The organism is Sandaracinus amylolyticus (assembly GCF_000737325.1).
GTDB lineage: Bacteria > Myxococcota_A > Polyangia > Polyangiales > Sandaracinaceae > Sandaracinus > Sandaracinus amylolyticus.
In genome coordinates, this window is the sequence record NZ_CP011125.1 from 1,860,299 (window position 1) to 1,879,663 (window position 19,365).

The following is a 19,365-nucleotide window of genomic DNA, read 5'->3' on the forward strand; positions in this document are numbered from 1 at the left end:
AGCGCCGGAGATCATCCGGGCGCGGGCTGGGCGCGCTCCCGCTCCCGTGCGTCCATCGTGCCGACCACCGCGCGCAGGATCGCTTCGCGCGTCGTGGGCGAGCGAACGATCGTGTGCACCGCGCTCTCGGTCACGACGCTGTCGGCGCCTGCGAGGACGACGATGCGCGGTGCGTCCTCGCCGAGATCGACCGCGAGGCGCGCTGCGACGGTGGCCGCGTCCATGCCGTCGAGGTGCTCCTCGAGGACCAGCGCGTCGAAGCCGGCCGTCATCGCGACGTCGCGTGCAGTGCGGGCGGCCGTGAACCCCCTGGCGCTCAGGCCCGCGGCGTCGAGCGTCTCGCAGAGTCGGCGTACCATCGTGGCGTCGCGCGCGACGACGCCGACGCGGCGTGGCGCAGCGAGCGGCGGCGCGGTGACGGGCGCGGGCACCGCGACCGGCTCGGTGGGCGCACGCTCGGGCGGAGGAGCGGCCTTCGGCGGGACGGGCGTGGGGATGCGCGCGGGCGAGGGGAGCGGCGCCGCGACGGAGCGCACCGGCTCGGGGCGCGCAACCTTGGTCGCGGCGACGGCGCTGGGCGCGCCAGCGGGCCTCGGCCGACGCATGGCCAGCGCTGCCGCGACCGTCTCCGCGACGACGCGCGGCGATGCGTCGAGCGCCAGGCTCGCGACGAACTTCGGAGCGAGGCGAGCCTCGGGCCTTCCGCGGAGCACCCAGGACGCGTGCCGCGTGGCGTCGTGGCGCGCCTCGTCGAGCGTGCTCGCGTTGGCCGCGGTCGCGACGACCACGTCGATCTTCACGTCGCGCAGCCCGGCGCGCGCTTCCGCGGCGTCGCGGAACGCGAGCACGTGGTGCCCGGCCGCGCGCAGCGCGTCGGAGACGGCGCCTTGGCGCGTCGGATCGTCGTCGACGAGCATCACGAAGCCGGAGGAGGGCGCGGAAACCACACGTCTCACTTCGTCCCCGTGGTGTGCGTTGCCACCGTCGAGGCCCGGAATCGACACGCGCGGTACGATCTTCGGGGATCACGCGGTGGGTTGCGCGCCTCGGTCGTCGGGGGCGGTGGGAGCGGTCGTCGGGAGCTCGATCGTGAACACCGTGCCGTGCTCGGCGTCGCTCTGGACGAGCGCGCGACCGCCGTGCGCCTCCGCGCAAGCGCGCACGAGCGCGAGCCCGAGGCCCCAGCCGCGCCCCTCGCTCTGCTGCACGAAGGGCTCGAAGATGCGCTCCAGCTGCGCGGGCTCGAGAGGACTGCCGGCGTTGTGGACCGAGAGCCGCGCGACCTCCGCGTCGCCTTTCGCGCGGATCGTGATGGGCGCGGTCTCGTCGCCGTACTTCAGCGCGTTCGACACGACGTTCCCGAGGGCGCGCTCGAGCTCGTGAGCGTCCCACGTGCCACGCGCGTGATCGACGTCGAGCGCGATCCGGCGCGCGCTGCCGGTGGGCAGCTCGGCGACGACGGCGTGGACCACGTCGAAGAGGTCGGCGGGCGCGCGCGAGAGCGGCAACGTCCCGCCTGCGCGGATGCGGCTCACGTCGAGCAGGTCTCGCAGCATCGCGTCGGCGCGATCGACGCCGCGCACGATGCGGCTGGTGAGATCGGCACGCCGGGGGTCGCCGTCGGGCAACCTCGCGAGCAGCTGTGCGCTGACCTTCGCGTTCGAGAGCGGCGTCCGGAGGTCGTGCACCAGGAACGACACGAACTGCTCGCGTGCCTTGCGCTCCGCGAGCACTTCGTCGAGCGATGCGCGCAGCGCAGCGTTGAGATAGGCGATCTCGAGGTGGACGAGCACTCGCTCGCCGAGCAGCTCGAGACGTCGGACCTCCCGACTGCCGAACACGTGCGGTCGCCTCATCGCGACGTACAGCACGCCGAACAGCTTGGTGCGCGCGGGCATGCGCACACCGAGCATCGCGCGGATGCCGCTCGCGCGAAGGGCCGGGCTGACGTCGAGCTCGGTCGTCGCGACGTCTCCGACCTCGGTGACCGGCGCGTCCGACCGCGCCACCGTCGCCGGGAACGTCTGCGAGCCCACGTCGACGACCTCGCGCTCGATCGCGTCGCGCGGGAGCCCCGACGCTGCGACCTCGACGAGCTGCGCGCTGGACGCGTCGTAGAGAAGGAGCGCGCCGGCGTCGCACTCCATCACGTCGAGCACCACGGCGAGCATCCGTGCTGCGAGCACGTCGCTCGCGAGCCCTCGCTCGATCGCGTCGCGCTGCTCGGCCTCGAGGCGGTGGATCGCGCGTTTGCCACGCTGCTCGTCGTCTCGCATGTGCTTCGTGAACGTGCCGATGACCCACACCACGCAGCGCTGGAGCCCGGCCAGCGCGCGGTCGAGCTCCGACCGCGGAGGGCGTCGCGCGGGCTCGAGGTCCGACCACGCGTCCGACACGGCGCGGGAGATGGCGGTGAGCTCCTGGAGGATGTCCGAGAGCTCGTGACCGCCGCGCATGCGCGCGCCCAAGTGTTCCCCGAGCAGCGCGTGAGCCCGAGCTTCGTCCCTCGCGAGGATCGCCTCGAGCAGCCCGGGCGCGACGTTTCGTCCCTCCGACGTTCGCAGCATCGCGCCGGCGGCGCGCTCGCCGACACGCTCGATCCAGCGCGCGACGCTCACATCGGCGTGCGACGCCGGCGTGTGTTCGGTCGGATCCACCCGCGCCGTGTCTAGCACTCACCGTTCCGCGGCCGTGCGCCGCACGTACCGAGCAGAGGCGGTGCTCACGGCCTCGCATCGGCGCTCGCGAGCGCCGGAGCGCCGTGGTGCGAGAGCGCGACGCGGGTAGGACGATTGTCCAGCGGCGCTTCACGGCTCGTGCATGCGCAGGCCTCTGATGTCTCGCGGCGAACGGAGCCAGGATCGTCCGCACCCAGCACGCGTTCGAGCGCCGAACGCGATGGTGGCGCGAGCGAGCGCCCGAGTGAGAGGAAACAGATGAGAGCCACGATCATGTACGGCGCGGGCGACGTCCGCGTCGAGAACGTCCCCGACCCGTCGATCGTCGAGCCCACGGACGCGATCCTGCGCGTGGTGCGCGCCTGCATCTGCGGCAGCGATCTCTGGCCGTACAACGACATGCCGCGCAGCACGACGGGGCAGAGCATGGGCCACGAAGCGATCGGCGTCGTCGAAGCCGTCGGCCGCGACGTGCGGCGCGTGAAGCGTGGGCAGGTCGTCGTGATGCCGTTCGCGTTCTCCGACGGCACCTGCGAGTTCTGCAGCGAGGGGCTCCCCACCGCGTGCGTGCACGGCGGGTTCCTCGGCAACGGGGGTCTGAACGGCGCGCAGGCCGAAGCGCTGCGCATCCCGCTCGCCGATGGAACGCTGTACCCGCTCGACGTCACCGAAGCGGACGCGCGCATGCCGTCGCTGCTCACGCTCTCGGACGTGATGGGCACCGGCCATCACGCCGCGGTCGTCGCGCGCGTGGCGCCCGGGCAGCGCGTCGCGGTCGTCGGTGATGGCGCGGTCGGCCTGTGCGGCGTGATCGCGGCGAAGCGTCTCGGCGCGGAGCAGATCATCATCCTCGGTCGTCGCCCCGATCGCATCGCGCTCGCGCGCGAGCTCGGCGCGACCGACGTCGTCAGCGAGCGTGGTCAGGAGGCCGTGGAGCGTGTACGCGCGCTCACGGGCGGCCGCGGCGCGCACGCGGTGCTCGAGTGCGTCGGCACGCGCGACGCGACGCTCACGTCGATCGAGATCGCGCGCCCGGGCGGCGCGGTCGGGCGCGTCGGTGTCCCGCACTACGACGCGGTGCCCGGCGCGGCACGGACGTTCTTCAAGAACGTGATCGTCGGCGGCGGGCCCGCGCCGGTGCGCGCGTACATCGACGAGCTGCTGCCCGAGATCCTCGACGGTCGCATCGATCCGGGGCGCGTCTTCGATCGCAGCGTCGGCCTCGACGGAGTGCCCGACGGTTATCGCGCGATGAACGCGCGCGAGTCGATCAAGGTGATGGTCACGCCGTGAGCGCGAAGCCGAGGACCACGAGCGACCGACCTCGCGTCATCTGTCACATGGTCCCGTCGGTCGACGGACGGATCGTCACCGACCGCTGGGACCTGCCCCCGACGTTCGTCTCCGAGTACGAGCGCACGGCCGCGACGTTCGGCGCCGATGCCTGGATGATCGGTCGCATCTCGATGGAGCCCTACGCGGGCAAGGCGACGATCCCGCGTCGCGCGCCGGCCGAGCGCATCCCGCGCACCGACTTCGTCGCGCGGCGCGACGCGAGCTCCTACGCGATCGTCGTCGATCCCGGCGGCAAGCTGCGCTGGACGTCGAGCGACATCGACGGCGAGCACGTCATCACCGTCCTGACCGAGGGCGTGGAGGATGCCTATCTCGCGTTCCTGCGCAGCAAGGGTGTCTCGTACGTCTTCGGTGGGCGCACGGAGATCGACCTCGGTCGAGCGCTCGCTCGGCTCAGGGCGTCGTTCGGGATCGAGACGCTGCTCCTCGAGGGCGGCGGGAAGATCAACGGGTCGTTCCTCGACGAGGATCTCGTCGACGAGCTCAGTGTGATCGTCGCGCCCGTGGTCGATGGCAGCGTGGGGACTCCCACGCTCTTCGATCGGAGCTCGTCACGACGCTCGCGCGCGAGCACGCCGCGGCACTTCGAGCTCGTGTCCGTCGAGCGGCTCCCGAGCGACCTCGTCTGGATTCGATACCGACGCAGGCGCTGAGCGCTCGAGTCGATTGGCGCGCTCGTATCCCGCGCTCGACAGGTGGTGCTCTGTGCGAGCAGCGCTCCGCTCGGCTCAGGCTGCGCGCGACGTGAGCCGAACAATGGAGCTCCCCCACTCTGCCGCTGATTGCCGCTAATTCTAAAACTTTCCGCTTGAGATGCGTCCGCGCTCAGCGGTACAAGGAACGTGAGGGGGTTCCTTGGTTTCGTACGGATCGGCAGGAGCCGAGACGCGTGCTCGCGCGCCGCTGCGCGCGCGCATCGTGCGTGCGGCGCTGGTGCTCGCGCTCGCGCTCGGTGTGCGGGTCGCGCCGGTGTCGGCGCAGGACGCGCCGCCTGCCGAGCTGTCTCCGCCGTCCCAGCCGTCTCCGCCTGCCGAGCTGTCTCCGCCTGCAGAGCAGCCGGGCGAGAGCGATGCGCCGCGCGAGCCGGAGACTGGAGAAGAATCGGCGATCGGAAGCGAGCCCACCATCGCCCCCACGGGTGATCCGCCGGTTCCGCCGACCGAGACGGCCGACGCTCCGCCGATCGAGAGCGAGACTGCGACCGACGCCGAGGGAGACGACGTCGAGGCGATCGAGAGCCTCGATCTCGAGGCGCTCCTCTCCGGGCGCTACGTCACTGCCGTTTCGCGCACCATCGAGTCGGTCGACGACGCGCCGGCGAACGTCACCGTCATCACGCGCGACGAGATGCTGCGCTGGGGCTATTCGACGGTCGCCGAAGTGCTCGAGCACGTGCACGGCTTCTACGTCGTCGACGACCACATCACGCCGAACGTCGCAGTGCGCGGGATCTCCGGCGGTCTCCGCGCCGAGAGCGGCTTGGTGCAGCTGACGATCGACGGACGCGCGGTGTCCTATCGCGCGACGTCGGGGCACTGGCTGGGCGCGGAGCTCGTGCCGCTCTCGATCATCGAGCGCATCGAGATCGTGAGAGGGCCCGTCTCGACGGTGTATGGCGCCGACGCGTTCCTCGGCGTCGTCAACATCGTCACTCGCGATCCCGGGCGAATCGACGGCGCGGACTTCACCCAAGGCCTCGGCTGGGCCGGTGGGCCCGGTGGAGAGCTCGACTTCGCCGTCGGCACGCGCATCGACGATCTCGCGTTCTTCGTGTCGTGGCGCCTCTTCCGCGGAGACCGGTCGGGCATCTCGCTGCCGGCCAGCTCGCCGGCGGAGCGTGTCGCGCCGTACCGCATGACGGGTGAGGGCTGGGAGCGCGCGCGTGATCTGGATCTGAATTCGGCGGTCGGCTTGGCGCGAGTGTCGCTCCGCCTCGCTCCGGAGCACTCGATCTCGCTGACGGGATATGCGTCGATTCTCGATCGTGGAGCGGAGTTCGCAGACTGGGCGCAGCTCGCTCGAGGCACCGATCTCGTCGGCCGAACGCGCGGAAATCGAGTCTCGCTCTGGCAGGGATACGTCGATCTCGCCTATTCGGGCACGCCCGATCCGCACCTCTCGATCGATGCGTTCGCGCGTGTGTTCGGAGGTGCGCCGACGGACCGCGATCACATCGACGTCGGGAGCGACATCTACTCGATCCGGAGACAGAACGACTTCGCCGGTGGTGAGCTGGGCGCGACGGCGCGCTGGTCGCCGCTGGACGTCCTGCGCTTCACGCTGGGCGTGGACGGATTGCTCGACGACGAGCAGTTGCCCTCGGTGCTGCACGTGCTCTACGGCGCCAGCGATGGAATGGCGCCGGGCAACATCCGCGAGTCGACGTCGACGCGACAGGGGCGCCGCACGTTCCTCAATCTGGGTGCCTATCTGCTCGCGAGCGCGACTCCGATCGAACGACTGCACATCCACGGCGGCATTCGCTACGACCTGCACAACATCTACGGATCACAGATCAACGGGCGCGCGGCGGTCGCGGTCGAGATCGTCGAGGATCTGAGCGCGAAGGTGATGTACGGCAGCGCGTTCCGCGCGCCCACGCCGCTCTTGCTCTACGGCGTGCCGCTGGTCGCCGGCGACATCCTGGGCAATCCCGAGCTGCGCCCGCAGCAGATCCACACGTTCGAGGGCCAGGTGGTCTATCGACCGTGGGAGTGGATGACGCTCCAGACCGAGCTCTCGTACAGCTATCTGATCAACAAGGCCGAGTTCACGCGCATGGGCGCGAACTTGGTCGCTCGGAACATCTCCGAGGTCGGCGTGTGGTCGTGGGACACGCTGGCGAGGGTCGATTGGGACGAGCAGCTGCGCCTCTATGCGTCGTTCTCGCTGGTGCTCGGTGAGCGCGGTTTGGACGTGTCGGGCTATCGCGCCGACCTGCTGGGCACCGACCTCGAGGCGTATCCGCCCGGGCTCTTCCGCGCAGGCGCGCACTACACGATCCCCGGGCTCCCGCTGCGCTTCGGAACGCAGATTCGATATGTGTCGTCGCGGCGCGCCAGCGACACCAACGTGCTCGAGGCAGGCGCCGTGTATCACCTGCCCGACGCTTGGTACTGGGATGCGACGGCGTCGGTCTTCGACGCCGAGCTGATCCCGGGCGGGCTCACCACGATCACGTTCACCGCGCGGAACATCCTGGGCACCGACACAGCGCAGCCGGGCTTCTCGGGCATCGATCTCCCGTCGGCACCGCGGACGTTCTCGGTGCAGTGGCGACAGACGTTCTGAATTCGTTCGGAGACGGAGCGAATCATGGCTGCACTCGACCGCTCTCTGGCCCTGGTGGCGTCGTCGATCGTGCTCGCGAGCTGCGTGTCGCGGCCCGCGCCCGAGCCGGCGGACACGATTCGCGTCGGCGCTCTGCTGCCGTTCACCGGCGATCTCGCGTCGGTGGGCGAGAACATCGAGCGTGGCCTCTTGATCGCGATCGAGACGGTGAACGAAGAGGCGGGCGGCGTCGGTGGGCGGCCGCTCACCTTGGTGTCGCGCGACACCCACTCCGACCCGGTGCGCGGCATGGCGGCCGCGCAGGCGCTGCTCGATGCCGGTGTCGAGGTGATCATCGGGCCGGAGGAGGGCGATCTCGCCGACGCGCTCGAGCCGCTCGTCGCCGCGCGCGGGATCCCGCTGCTCACCATCAGCGAGGCGGCGTCGTCGGACTCGGCCCACGAGGCGCTGCGCTTCCATCTCGGCCCCACCGCAGCGGCCGAGGGCCGCGCGCTCGCGCAGCGCATGTTCCGCGATCGACGGCAGCGCGCATCGATCATCTCGGCGCAGGGGACGTATGGCGACTCGTTCGCCGAGGGTGTTCGCGCCGAGCTGACCCGCCTCGGCGGGAGCATCATCTCCCACGAGCGATTCGACCCGGCGATCGAGGATCGCAGCGTGCTCGAGCGCGCGCTCGACGATGAGCCCGACGCCCTCGTGCTGGTCGCCTATCCGCGCTCCGGCGCGCGCATCGTGATGGACGCGGCGGCGCTGGGCGCGACCGTGAGCTGGTACTTCGCGCCGACGCTCAACGACGACGCGTTCGTCGCGAACATCTCGCCGGGGCTGCTCGACGGCGCGGTCGGCGTGTCGCCCGAGGTGGGCGACGAAGCGGCCGCGTTCCGCGCCGCGTTCCGAGCGCGCTGGAGCGACGAGCGGCCGCTGCAGATCACGCACTTCTACTACGATGCGCTCATCCTCTGGGCGCTCGCCGCGGAGCGCGTCGAGCAGTCGGGTGGATCGATCTCCGACGTGCTGCGCGACACCTCGCGTCCCACCGGCCAGCTCTTCGCTTGGTACGAGGTCGAGGCGGCGTTCGCGGCAGTGCGCGAGGGCGCGGAGATCGACTACTGCGGCGCGTCGAGCAGCGTCGATCTGACCGACGAGCACGAGCTCGCGATGCCGTTCCTGGGCTTCTGGACGATCGAAGAGGATCGCATCCACCGCGAGCCCGCGGTCTTCCGCAGCCTCTGCCACTTCATCGGCGGCTGAGACCGCTCGGGGCGGCGCCAAACCACACGAGGAGGGGGAGACATGCAGTTGCGGATCCTGTCGAGTTCCTTGATCGGGCGTCTGTCCGTCTTCGCATGTGTCGTGTTGCTCGCGTCGTGCGAGGCCGAGGCCGAGGATCCCTGTCGCGCGCGGATCGCGTACGTGGTCGACACGGGCGACCTCGACGATCAGAGCTACGTCGCGTCGGGCTGGAATGGCGTGCTGCAAGGGGCCGCGGCGCTCGAGCTGCCCGACGAGTGCGTGCGCGCGGAGCTGACGAATTCGACCGACGCGGCGGTGTGGGGCGCCCGCATCGACGAGCTCGTCGCCGAGGGCTTCGACATCATCGTGACCAAGTCGTCCACGATGGGCGAAGGAACGCGCGCCGCCGCGCTGCGGCATCCCGACGTCAGCTTCATCGGAACCGACCAGTTCCAGGAGACGACCATTCCGAACGTCGTCGGCATCGTGTTCCGCGAGGACATCGGCGGGTTCCTCGCGGGCGCGCTCGCCGGCATGACGACCGAGACCGACGTGGTCGGCGTCGTGCTCGGCTGCCCGTCCATCTCGGCGATCCCGCGCTTCGCGATCGGGTACTGGAACGGAGCGCGTCACGTGAACCCCGACGTCACGGTGCTCGCGGAGTTCCACGAGGACGACATCGCGACGTGCTTCAGCGACCCGACCTGGGGCGCGGCGTCGGCGGAGCAGATGGTCGACATGCAAGCCGACGTCGTCTTCGCAGCGGCCGGCGGCACCGGAACCGGCGCGCTGATCGCGGCGTGCGAGCGCGACGCGAGGGTGATCGGCGTCGACTTCGATCAGTACCAGACGCTGCCCGAAGTTCGTGAGTGCATCCTGTCGAGCTCGACCAAGAGCATCGTCAGCGCGGTGGCGGATCTCATCGCGGACGCCGAGCGCGGCGCGCTTCCGGCGGGCAACTACGCGGGCGGCTCCGCGCTCGCGCCGTTCCACGATCTCGCGCACCTGGTGTCGGCCGAGAACGCGATGATGCTGGAGGACATCCGACTGCAGCTCGAGGCGGGCACCCTCGACCCGTGCGCGACGGTGCCCGAGCTCGGCGAGGCGAACGACATGGCGTTCTGCGCCACCGTCGCGCCCTGAGGGCGCGGCGTCACGGCGCCGGGAACGATCCCGGGCCGAGGTTGCCCATGAACGGCCCGGGATCCGCGGGCGCTTGCGACGTGAGCACGACGGCCGCGATCACGATCCCGGCGATCACCGCGACGCCCGCGCCGACGCCGAGCGCGATCCACGGCGCGGGATCCTCGCCTCGGTCCTCGGGCTCCGCGGGTGTCGGCGGGAGCGAGAGGTCGGGCTCGACCGGCGGCGGCGGGCACGTCGCCACGACCTCGAGGTCGCGCCGCGCGCTCTCCGACAGCTCGAGCGCGCGGCGTGCGCACTCGCGCCCGTCGCGCGTGATCGTGACGACGTGCGCGCCGGGATCGACCGGGAGGTCGAGCCCCATCGCGGCATGCGCGATCGGCACCTCGTCGAGCGCGACGACGTCGCCCTCCTCGAGGCCGCGCACGGTCAGCGAGACGTGCGCGATGCGCGCCTCGAGCGCCGCGACCGCGTCTCGCGCGTGCGCGCCGCCCTGGGCACGCGCGGCGTCGTCGGCGCGCGCGAGGAAGCGACGGTACGCCTCGATCGCCGCGACGAGGCGCCCCGTCTGCCCGAGCGCGACGGCGAGGTTGAGCAGCGTCGCGTCGCGCGGGGCGAGCTCGTAGCTGCGCTCGAACGCGGCGCGCGCGTCCTCCCAGCGCCCCGCCTCCGCGGCCTGCACGCCCTCGCGGAAGAGGTCGCGCGCGGCGCCGGTCAGCGACGCGCCCGAGCCCGACTGCGCGCGTGCATCCGTGGCGCCGAGCGCGACGCTCAGCGCGATCGCGAGCGCGAGCACGCGGGTCATCGCCGTCACGGACAACCCGTCGGCGCGAACTCGCCGCGTACGAGCCCGCCGAAGTGCACCGGCACGGTGGTGTCGAACGGCAGCGCGATGCTGGTCGCGTCGCACGCGAGGTCGGGCCCGGTGCTCGACGGATCGCTGCGCAGATCGAGCGCCTGCTCGATCGCGACGCGCAGCGGCGCGAAGTCCGGATCGCTCGAGCAGATCCCGACGTCCTCGAGGTAGCCGAGGAGATCGTTGCGTCCCCACCGACCGACGACCATCGCGTGATCGAAGCGCGTCCCGTCCGCGGCGAGCGCGCCGACGAAGCGCGCGTCGGTCAGCACCATGCGCGCCACGCCGCCCGCGCTGCGCGCCGCGACGTCGAAGGGCGCGCGGTCCGGGATGCGCGCGACGAGCGTGCCGCCGGCGACGTACGCGTCGTCGTCGCCGATGAGCGGCATGCCGATGTCGGACACCGAGAAGTAGCCGTCCGCGACGTACGCGCGATCGGTTCCGTCCCACGCGGGATCGGGGCGCGACGGATCTTCCTCGAGGACGCCGCCGTCGGGCGCCGGCGTGTCGGCGTGGAGGACGTCGACGCTGCCCGCGACCCACACCTCCACGCGCGCGTCGTCGGGCTCGCCGCTCCAGCCGCGGATGCGCATGATCGGCACGACCTCGCCCTGGCGCATCCGCTCGCGCGCGAACGCCTGCGCGTCGGCGAGCCACGTCGGCCACAGGATCCGCGTGCCCGCGAGCACGCGCGAGGTCGCGTTGTCGATGCCGCCGAGCCCGTCGAGCACCGGGCCGGTCGTGGTGCGGCACTCGACCGTGTCGGTCATCAGCGGATCGGTGCAGAGACCGTCGAGATCGTGGCCGAGCGTGCGCCACGCGTCGGGGCCTTGGTCGAGCAGCGGATCGAGCAGCGCGACGTAGCGCACGACCCCGTCGTCGCCGGTGTCGCCGCGGCAGACCGGGCGGGCCGGCCATCGGTCGAGCACGCAGCCGTCCGGCCTGCCGACGTTGCCCGGGTCGTCGACGCAGCCGGCGTCGGACGGGCCTGCGTCGGGCGGGCCGGCGTCGTCGCGCGTGATGCCGGCATCGGGGAGCGCGCCGGTGTAGCGAGGGAGCTCGTCGGGATCGACGAAGTCGTCGGCGCACTGGCCTGCGCGGCACGTCAGGTTCCCCTCGCAGGGCACGCGGTCGGCGCACGCTTCCTCGAGCACGATCGAGAGGATGCGGCTCTCGCCCGACACGAAGCGGGTGCGCCGCACGGCGTGCACGCGCGGCGAGCCTCCGTCGAGCCCGGTCACCTCCACGCGCACGATCCGATCGCGGCCCGAGCTCGACACGAGCCCGAACGTGATCGGCAGCGGCGACGCGCCGAGCTCGACGGTCTCGCGGACCACGCTCTGTCCCGCCACGTCGACGTCGATCTCGACGTGGTCCAGCGCCGACATGTCGGAGTCGACGATCACGACGAGCTCGGTGCGCGATGGCTCGCTCTCACATCCGCCGAGCGCGGCGCACGCGAGGGCGCACACGACCACACGCGCGAGGATGCCCACGGGTCGATGCTAGATGAGGAGCCGCGGTTCGGAAACCTCGGTTTGACGCGGCGGCGGGCTCGCGAGGTAGCATCGCCGCGCGCCCGCCGGATGGACGGCGGGACGCGAAGGGCCATCAGGAGGTCGTGCCCGGTGCTCGCTCGTGGGGAGGTGCTCGCGCGTTACGAGGTGCTCTGCCCGATCGGGAGCGGGGGCATGGCGACCGTGCACGCGGCGCGCATCCTCGGCGAGGAGTCGTTCCAGAAGCTCGTCGCGCTGAAGGTGATGCTCCCGCACCTCGCGAGCGACGAGAAGTTCGTGCGGATGTTCGTGGACGAGGCGCGCGTGGCGGCGCAGGTCCAGAGCTCGCACGTCGTCGCGACGCTCGACCTCGGTCGCGTGCCGGAGCGCGGGATCCTGTTCCAGGTGCTCGAGCTCGTGCTCGGCGCGTCGCTGCGCCAGCTCCTCGACGCGCAGGCGGAGCGACGCCGGCCGATGGATCTCGACGTCGCGCTCGCGATCCTCGTCCAGGCGGCGCGCGGCCTCGCGGACGCGCACGCGGCGCGCAGCCTGACCGGCGCGCCGCTGCGGCTCGTGCACCGCGACGTGTCGCCGCACAACGTGCTCGTCGGGATCGACGGGCGCGCGCGGCTGTCGGACTTCGGCGTGGCGCGCGCGGCGGCACGCGCGACGCAGACCGAGAGCGGCGAGCTCAAGGGGAAGGTCGCGTACGCCGCGCCGGAGCAGCTGCGCGGCGAGCCCGCGGAGCCGGCGAGCGACGTGTTCGCGCTCGGCGTGGTGGCGTGGGAGACGCTCGCGGGGCGTCGTCTCTTCGAGGCGGACAATCCGCTCGCGATCGTCGACCAGATGCTGCGACGGCCGATCCCGAGCCTGCGCGACGCACGACCCGATCTGCCGGAGGCGATCGTCGAGATCGTCACGGCGGCGCTCGAGCGCGAGCGCGGGACGCGGCTGGGGAGCGCGGCGGAGCTCGCGGATCGTCTCGAGCGCGCGGCGGCGGAGCACGGCGGGCTCGCGGGGCCTGCGCGCATCGCGGAGGTCGTGCGCGACCTCGCGGGAGAGCGGCTCGCGGCGGTGGAGCGAACGATCGCGGAGCGGCTCGCGGAGCCCGCGGTGCCGTCGCCGGCGTCGCGCGAGCGGCAGGAGCGACGAGGGCGTGCGGTGCGCATCGCGGCGCTCTCGGCGGCGCTCGCGATCGCAGCGGCGTGGACGGCCGCGAGCGCGCTCTCGGAGCGCGCGCCGGAGGACGCCGCGAGCACGCGCGCGGCGCCCCCGGAGGAACGCGCGGCCGCGCCGATCACCGAGCCGCCGCGCGCGATCGAGGACGACACGACGGCCGCGGACGCCGAGCCGCACCGCGACGCGGGGCTCCCGGCGGTGCCACGCACGATCACGAGACGCGGCACCCGCACCGCCGAGCGCGCGACCGAGCCCGAGCCCGAAGCAGCGCCGAGCGAGCCGCCCGCCGCCTCGCCGGAACCAGCGCCCGTGACGCCGCGAACGCCGCTGCTCGGCCTCGACGCGTTCGATCGCGAAGAGGCCGAGCGCGCCCCCTGACGCCGACCCACGCACACGCGCTGCTCGACGCTCGCGCCGTGCGCGCGGCGCCGTGCTAGCGTCGCCCCGTTGGCGGCGCGCGAGCTCTCCACACCGGTCCCGAGTCGAGTCGGCCCCTACGAGATCGTCGGGCGCATCGCGGCCGGTGGGATGGCGGAGGTCTTCGCCGCGCGCGCGCCCGCCGGGGACACCACGCCGCGCGTCGTCGCGATCAAGCAGCCGCGGCGCGACGTCGTCGACGAGCGCCAGTTCGTCGAGATGTTCCTCGACGAGGCGCGCATCGCGTCGATGGTGGCGAGCCCTCATTGCGTCGAGACGTACGCGCTCGGCGCGGACGACGAGGGCCGGCCTTATCTCGTGATGCCGCTCGTCGTCGGCGTGTCGCTCTCGCGACTGCTCGCGCACGGCGGCGCGCTGCCTCCGCCGTTCGCGGCCGAGATCGGCGCGCAGATCGCGCTCGGGCTCCACGACGCGCACCGCGCGACCGGGCCCGACGGCGCGCCGCTCGGCATCGTGCATCGCGACATGTCGCCGCCCAACGTGCTCGTCGACGTCGAAGGATGCGCGCGTGTCGCCGACTTCGGCGTGGCGCACGCGTACGCGCGGATCACGCGGACGCGCACCGGCGAGCTGAAGGGCAAGCTCGGCTACTTCGCGCCCGAGCAGATCGAGGGAGCGCCGGTGGACGCGCGCACCGACGTGTTCGCGCTGGGCATCGTCGTCTGGGAGATGCTGACCGGCCGGCGCTTGGTGCACGCGAAGAGCTACGTCGATGCGTACCAAGCGCTCGCGATCGCACCGATCCCCGACGTGCGCGAGCGAGCGCCGCACGTGCCCGCGGACCTCGCGGAGGTCGTCGCGCGGGCGCTGCGCCGCGCGCCCGCGGAGCGCTTCGCGGACGCGGAGTCGTTCGCGTCGGCGCTGCGCGCGAGCGTCACGCGGCCGGCGACGACCGGTGAGCTCGGCGCGCTGGTGCGCGCACGCGCCGGGGCCGATCTGCGACGCCTCGAGGCGCTCGCGGCCGCTGCGGCGGGCGCCGGATCGTGGACGATCGACGTGACGGCGCTGCCGCGCATGGGCGCGACGGAGGAGTCGACGCGCCTCAGGGGTCCGATCGAGGACGAGACGCAGGTCTCGGGTCCGCCGCGCTTCGACGAGCGTCGCGGGGTGCTCGCGCGCCTGCGCGCGTGGCTCGCGGATCTCTTCGCGTAGTGTCGCGGAGCGCGGGGCGGGTCAGGTGTCCGGGCACCCGCCGCGATCGCGCGGGTAGTAGCGCGTGCTCTTGTTGATCATGCAGCTCGTCTCGCTCAGGCCCGCGCCCGGCTCGCTCGAGCACGAGAGCGTGCCCGACACGTGGCCCGAGCCGCAGGCGTCGCCCTCCTGGAAGTACACCACCGGCTGCATCGGATCGCTGGCGACGCAGCCTCGGGGATCGCGGCCGTCCATCACGATGTCGCATCCGACCGGGTAGGGTGCCTCGGCGGGGCAGCTCGCGGTGAGGCAGTCGCCGTCGAGGTCGACGTCGACCTCGACGATCGTCGGGCATGCGTCGTCGGGGACCCCGTCGCAGTTCTCGTCGATCTGGTTCCCGCAGATCTCGTCGGTCGGCGCGACGGCGCCCGTGCACTCGCCGAACACGCCGAACTCTCCGGTCACCTCGCACGTCTGCTCGCCGTGCGCGCACGCGCCGATGCCGGCGACGGCGCGATCGGGGTGGCAGGGCTGCGTCTCGCCGAGCGCGCAGGAGCAGCTCTCGTCGATCGCTCCATCGTCGTCGTCGTCGAGGCCGTTGCCGCATCGCTCGCCCGACGCGGAGATCGATCCGTCGACGTCCGCGGCGTCCTGCAGTCCCGTCGCGGCATCGGTCGCGGGCACGGCTGCGTCGTTCGTGCGCGAGCCCGCGCGACCCGACGGTGTACCCGCGTCCGCGCAACCACCGAGGACGACGACGAGCAACGAGAGGCACCAACGCGTGTTCATGCGCGGCGCTTCAGCACGGCACGTGCCCGCGTGGATGCGGCGCGTGATCGACACGAATCGCGCAGATTTCCGACCGCGTCGCGGGACTCGTGTCCCCCGCGCAGCTCGTTCGCGGGGACTGACGATCCCGCTCACCGCATCGGTCTCACGGCCCCAGCGACCGAGGCGTCCCGACGCTCGTTCTCGTGTCCTTTTCGGCCACCGATCTCACGCGTCGCATCGAGGCAGCTCACGGCTGCCGACACGACGCGCGCGCGTCACACGCGACGGCCGCGACGGAACGCGATCACCAGCGCGACGAGGACGACGCCGACGAGGCCGCGCGCGCCTGCTCCGCGTCCCGGCGTCGCGCAGCCGCACGACGACGACGTCGCTGCGGGCGAGCCGCCGGCGTCGGTGCGCGCGACGTTCCCTGCGTCCATCGGCGTCGACGCATCGACGCCCGGGATCGACGCGTCCACCTCGGGCCCGGCGTCGACGACGACGTCGGTGATCGAGATGTCGGCGCAGTGGTAGTAGAAGCACGGCGCGCCGTGGTTCGACATCCACTGGGTGATCTGCAGCGTGCAGTGATCGCACGTGACGCCGGGCGGCAGCGTGACCTCGATCGTCTGCTCTCCCGAGAGCGGCGACGTGTGCGGGAGCACGCCGTCCGCGAGCACCGGGAAGACCGGCGGATCCATGATCGGCACGCTGCCGCAGTCGGTCGATCCGGGCGTGACGGGCGGCGGCGGAGGCAGCTCGCTGCGATCGTCGACCGCGAGCGCGATGCGGAAGTGCCCGGGGTGGAAGATCGTCTCGCGGAGCGTGATCGTGATCGTCTCGCCGGTGCGATACGCCGTCACCGCGCCCGTCTCCGCCGCGCTCCCCTCGTTCCCGCAGGGGCCCGTCTTCTGCGGGTCGCCGAGGGCGTTCTGGTCGCGCCACGAGGGCGGATCTTCGAGGAAGAAGTGCGCGCCCACTTCGCGCGGCGCGAGCGCAGCGAGCGCGACGCACGCGAGGAGCACCACGCCGACACGCACGCCTCGCGCCCGCCCGTTCCTGCTCTCGCTCATCTCGCCCCCTCTACCGTGGATGCGCGAGCACGGTACCACGCTGCCGCGCCCGACCGGTCCGGAACGGCTGCGCGTCATCCCGCTACGGCGCGCGCTTCTTCCGATCCTTGCGCTCGCGCAGCTCGCGCAGCTCGCGATCGAGGAGCGACCAATAGTCGCCCTCGACCGGCTCGAGCCGGTTCAGCTCGTGGTGGAAGCGGCAGAGCGCGCCGCGCGCGTCGATGCAATACACGTTCGCGTCGCCCTCGATCCTCAGCACCGGTGCCGCGTCGAGGCCCGTCTTCGCGCGGAACCTCTCCGCCGCGTGGTCGAGCCGCATCCACGGCTCGCTCTCGGGCGCCGAGGTGTACGTGTGCAGCGCGTAGAGGAAGCTCCAGAACGGCCCGACGTCGTAGGGCTTCGGGCGCGGCCAGACGCTCTCCTTCACTTCGACGTACATTCCGGGGAAACGGCCGCACACGTGATCGGCCAGCTCCACTGGATACGTCACGCCGACGCGCGCGCCGATCGCCGCGATCTGCTCGCGCGAGACGGGTGTCTGGGCCAGCGGGACGACACGGAAGTCTCCGTCGAGATGCTCGCGGAGGATCTCGAGCGTGCGGTCGGTCATTCGCACGACCGTATCAGGTCCGCAGCGCCACGCTGCTCAGGGCAGCGCGGCGATCGCGTCGCGCAGCGCGCTCAGTTGCGCGCGGCCGCGCTCGTCGAGCGTCGGGCTCGCGAGCGCGGCGTCGATCACGACGAGCGCTTCGCGTCCGTAGATCGACGTGACGAGCGCGCTCGCGCGCGCGCCGACGACGGGCGACGTCGAGAGCGCGACGAGGTTCTGCTGCATCAACGGATCGCCGCGCAGCGACGCGTCGATGCGGTGCGCCTCTTCGTACCGCTCGAGCGCCTCCGCCATCCATCGAATGCGCACGTAGCCGTGCGCGAGCAGGACGATGGCGCGCGCATCGCTCGGATCCTGGCGGGCGTAGCTCGCGACGCGTCGCAGATCGATCGGCGCGGGCAGGGCCGGTGCGTCGAGGACGCGTGCGCGCAGCGCGGCGAGCTCGGTCGGGATCGGGCGCGTCCACGGATCTTCGATGACGTCGGCCGATGGCGCCTCGCTCGGCGCGTCGGCGATCGGCTCGCTCTCGTCGGCGACCGGCGCGGGCTCGGCGATCACCGGCTCGACCTCGTCGGCCGGCGCGACCTCCGCGACCACCGGGGCGGGCTCCTCCGCCACGAGCGCAGCGGCCTCGTCCGGTGCGATCGCCTCGAGCGCAGGATCGACCGGCGGTGCTTCGACGAGCGCGGCCGCTGCGAGATCGATCACGGGCGGCGGCTCCAGCGGCGGCACGTCGGTCGGCAGCTCGAGAGGCTCCGTCACCTCGGGCGCGGGTGCGGGCGGCGGTGCTTGGACGATCGCGTCGTCGTCGATCGCAGGCGAGGGCTCGAGCGCGGGCGCCTCCTCGATCACCTCGGGCACGCTCGCAGGCGGCGCCCCGGCGGACCACGTCTCGCGCAGCATCTCGAGCGGATCGTGCTCCGCGCCCCACGGCGTCGCGCGCCACCCCGCGAGCGCGAGCCCTGCGAGCGACACGAGCGCGAGGAGCGCCCACAGCGGCGAGACCGATCGCCGGCGTCGTCGTCGCGGCGCTGGCGGGCGCACGCGCCCGAGATCCTTCGAGCCGAGCTCCTGCGTCGTCGCCTTCGTCGTCGGAGGCTTCTTCGCGCTCGGCTTCGCGCCCTTCGCGCGCGTCGCGATCGCGTCGGGGCCGAGCTTCGCGAGCGCGCGCGACAGCTCGGCCGCGCTCTCGGTGCGATCCACCGGCCTTCGTGAGAGCGCGCGCGACAGCGCCTCTTCGAGCTCCGGCGCGACGTCCACGTCACGCAGCACCTCGCCGAGCCGCGGCGGATCGGCGACGAGCCGCGCGCGCAGCATCTCGAGCGGCTCGCCCTCGAAGGGTCGACGCCCCGAGAGCATCTCGAAGATCAACACCGCCGATGCGTACACGTCGGCGCGGTGATCGACGGTGCCTCCCGCTTGCTCGGGCGCCATGTACGCCGGCGTCCCGAGCACGATGCCGTCCGACGAGACCATCGAGCTCGACGCCTGGTTCACGAACTTCGCGAACCCGAAGTCGAGCAGCTTCACGTGATCGACGTCGTCGGGCAGCGCCTGCAGGAACACGTTGCCCGGCTTCAGGTCGCGATGGATCACGCCGAGCCCGTGCGCGTACGAGAGCGCGCGCAGGATCTGCTGCGCGATGACGAGCGCGCGTCGCAGCGGGAGCACGCGCTCCGCGTCGAGGAGGTCGCGCAGCGTGCGCCCCTCGAGCAGCTCCATGACGAGGTAGGGCGTGCCTTCCCAGATCCCGTAGTCGTTCAGCGCGACGATGTTCGGGTGCGACATTGTCGCGAGCGTCTTCGCCTCGCGCTGGAAGCGCTTGCGCATGGTCGGGTCGTCCCCGACACGCTCCTGCAGCACCTTCAGCGCGACGCGGCGCCCGAGCTCGACGTGCTCGGCGATCAGCACCGTGCCCATGCCGCCTTCGCCGAGCGGCGAGAGGACGCGATAGCGGCCGTCGATGACGGCGCCGGTCACCACCTTCGTCGCGCGCGCGTCGGTGCGCGCGCCATCGTCGGCGGGAGGCTTGGGCTCACTGCGCTGCGCCATCGGGCCTCGGTCGGCGACGATGGTACCCGGACGCGCTGCGCACGACGAGCGTGCTCGG

The 19,365-nt window shown here is 72.4% G+C and carries 15 protein-coding genes; 7 read left to right on the forward strand and 8 right to left on the reverse strand.

What is annotated here, in order from left to right; genetic code table 11:
• Positions 1-11: 11 nt before the first annotated feature.
• Both DB32_RS07820 and DB32_RS07825 read right to left on the reverse strand, forming a co-directional pair.
• Positions 12-956: a response regulator gene (locus DB32_RS07820; protein WP_157068830.1), complete on the reverse strand. Its 945-nt coding sequence runs from the start codon at positions 954-956 to the stop codon at positions 12-14.
• 69 nt (positions 957-1,025) lie between these two features.
• Positions 1,026-2,657 carry a sensor histidine kinase gene (locus DB32_RS07825; protein ID WP_053231792.1) on the reverse strand — a complete coding sequence of 544 codons (1,632 nt, stop codon included), beginning with the start codon at positions 2,655-2,657 and terminating at the stop codon, positions 1,026-1,028.
• A 279-nt stretch (positions 2,658-2,936) separates the two neighbouring features.
• Between DB32_RS07825 and DB32_RS07830 the strand changes: the two genes are divergently transcribed.
• The 5 genes from DB32_RS07830 to DB32_RS07850 all read left to right on the forward strand — a co-directional run bounded on the left by DB32_RS07830 (position 2,937) and on the right by DB32_RS07850 (position 9,701).
• The gene (locus DB32_RS07830) at positions 2,937-3,971 is read left to right on the forward strand and encodes a zinc-binding dehydrogenase (protein WP_053231793.1); all 1,035 of its coding nucleotides are present in this window, start codon (positions 2,937-2,939) and stop codon (positions 3,969-3,971) included.
• On the forward strand, positions 3,968-4,687 hold the full coding sequence (locus DB32_RS07835; protein WP_275935461.1) for a RibD family protein: 720 nt from the start codon (positions 3,968-3,970) through the stop codon (positions 4,685-4,687). Before DB32_RS07830 ends, DB32_RS07835 begins: the two co-directional genes overlap by 4 nt.
• A 265-nt stretch (positions 4,688-4,952) precedes the next feature.
• Positions 4,953-7,325 (forward strand): TonB-dependent receptor plug domain-containing protein, encoded by a 2,373-nt coding sequence (locus DB32_RS07840; RefSeq protein ID WP_157068831.1) that lies wholly within the window; start codon positions 4,953-4,955, stop codon positions 7,323-7,325.
• A 54-nt stretch (positions 7,326-7,379) separates the two neighbouring features.
• Entirely contained in the window at positions 7,380-8,576 is a 1,197-nt protein-coding gene (locus DB32_RS07845) for a penicillin-binding protein activator (protein ID WP_053231795.1), read from the forward strand.
• A gap of 42 nt (positions 8,577-8,618) precedes the next feature.
• Entirely contained in the window at positions 8,619-9,701 is a 1,083-nt protein-coding gene (locus DB32_RS07850) for a BMP family ABC transporter substrate-binding protein (protein ID WP_083457230.1), read from the forward strand.
• A 10-nt stretch (positions 9,702-9,711) separates the two neighbouring features.
• Here the strand turns inward: DB32_RS07850 and DB32_RS07855 are convergent, their stop codons facing one another.
• Positions 9,712-10,515, reverse strand: coding sequence for a tetratricopeptide repeat protein (locus DB32_RS07855; protein WP_053231797.1), 804 nt, complete (start codon positions 10,513-10,515; stop codon positions 9,712-9,714).
• Positions 10,512-12,053 carry a hypothetical protein gene (locus DB32_RS07860; protein WP_053231798.1) on the reverse strand — a complete coding sequence of 514 codons (1,542 nt, stop codon included), beginning with the start codon at positions 12,051-12,053 and terminating at the stop codon, positions 10,512-10,514. Before DB32_RS07860 ends, DB32_RS07855 begins: the two co-directional genes overlap by 4 nt.
• A gap of 132 nt (positions 12,054-12,185) precedes the next feature.
• On the opposite strand from DB32_RS07860, the gene DB32_RS07865 reads away from it, so the two are divergent.
• Complete coding sequence (locus DB32_RS07865; RefSeq protein WP_169791371.1) at positions 12,186-13,610, forward strand: serine/threonine-protein kinase; 1,425 nt, start codon at positions 12,186-12,188, stop codon at positions 13,608-13,610.
• Positions 13,611-13,679: 69 nt separating this feature from the next.
• Positions 13,680-14,822 (forward strand): serine/threonine-protein kinase, encoded by a 1,143-nt coding sequence (locus DB32_RS07870; RefSeq protein ID WP_053231800.1) that lies wholly within the window; start codon positions 13,680-13,682, stop codon positions 14,820-14,822.
• A gap of 21 nt (positions 14,823-14,843) precedes the next feature.
• On the opposite strand, the gene DB32_RS07875 is transcribed toward DB32_RS07870, so the two are convergent.
• The 4 genes from DB32_RS07875 to DB32_RS07890 form a co-directional block, all read right to left on the reverse strand.
• Positions 14,844-15,590, reverse strand: a complete 747-nt coding sequence (locus tag DB32_RS07875; RefSeq protein ID WP_157068833.1) for a hypothetical protein — start codon at positions 15,588-15,590, stop codon at positions 14,844-14,846.
• A 257-nt stretch (positions 15,591-15,847) separates the two neighbouring features.
• Positions 15,848-16,645: an SCE4755 family polysaccharide monooxygenase-like protein gene (locus DB32_RS07880; protein WP_053231802.1), complete on the reverse strand. Its 798-nt coding sequence runs from the start codon at positions 16,643-16,645 to the stop codon at positions 15,848-15,850.
• Between the two features lie 82 nt (positions 16,646-16,727).
• Positions 16,728-17,255: a hypothetical protein gene (locus DB32_RS07885; RefSeq protein ID WP_053231803.1), complete on the reverse strand. Its 528-nt coding sequence runs from the start codon at positions 17,253-17,255 to the stop codon at positions 16,728-16,730.
• Positions 17,256-17,291: 36 nt separating this feature from the next.
• Positions 17,292-19,307 (reverse strand): serine/threonine-protein kinase, encoded by a 2,016-nt coding sequence (locus DB32_RS07890; RefSeq protein ID WP_053231804.1) that lies wholly within the window; start codon positions 19,305-19,307, stop codon positions 17,292-17,294.
• Between the last annotated feature and the right edge of the window lie 58 nt (positions 19,308-19,365).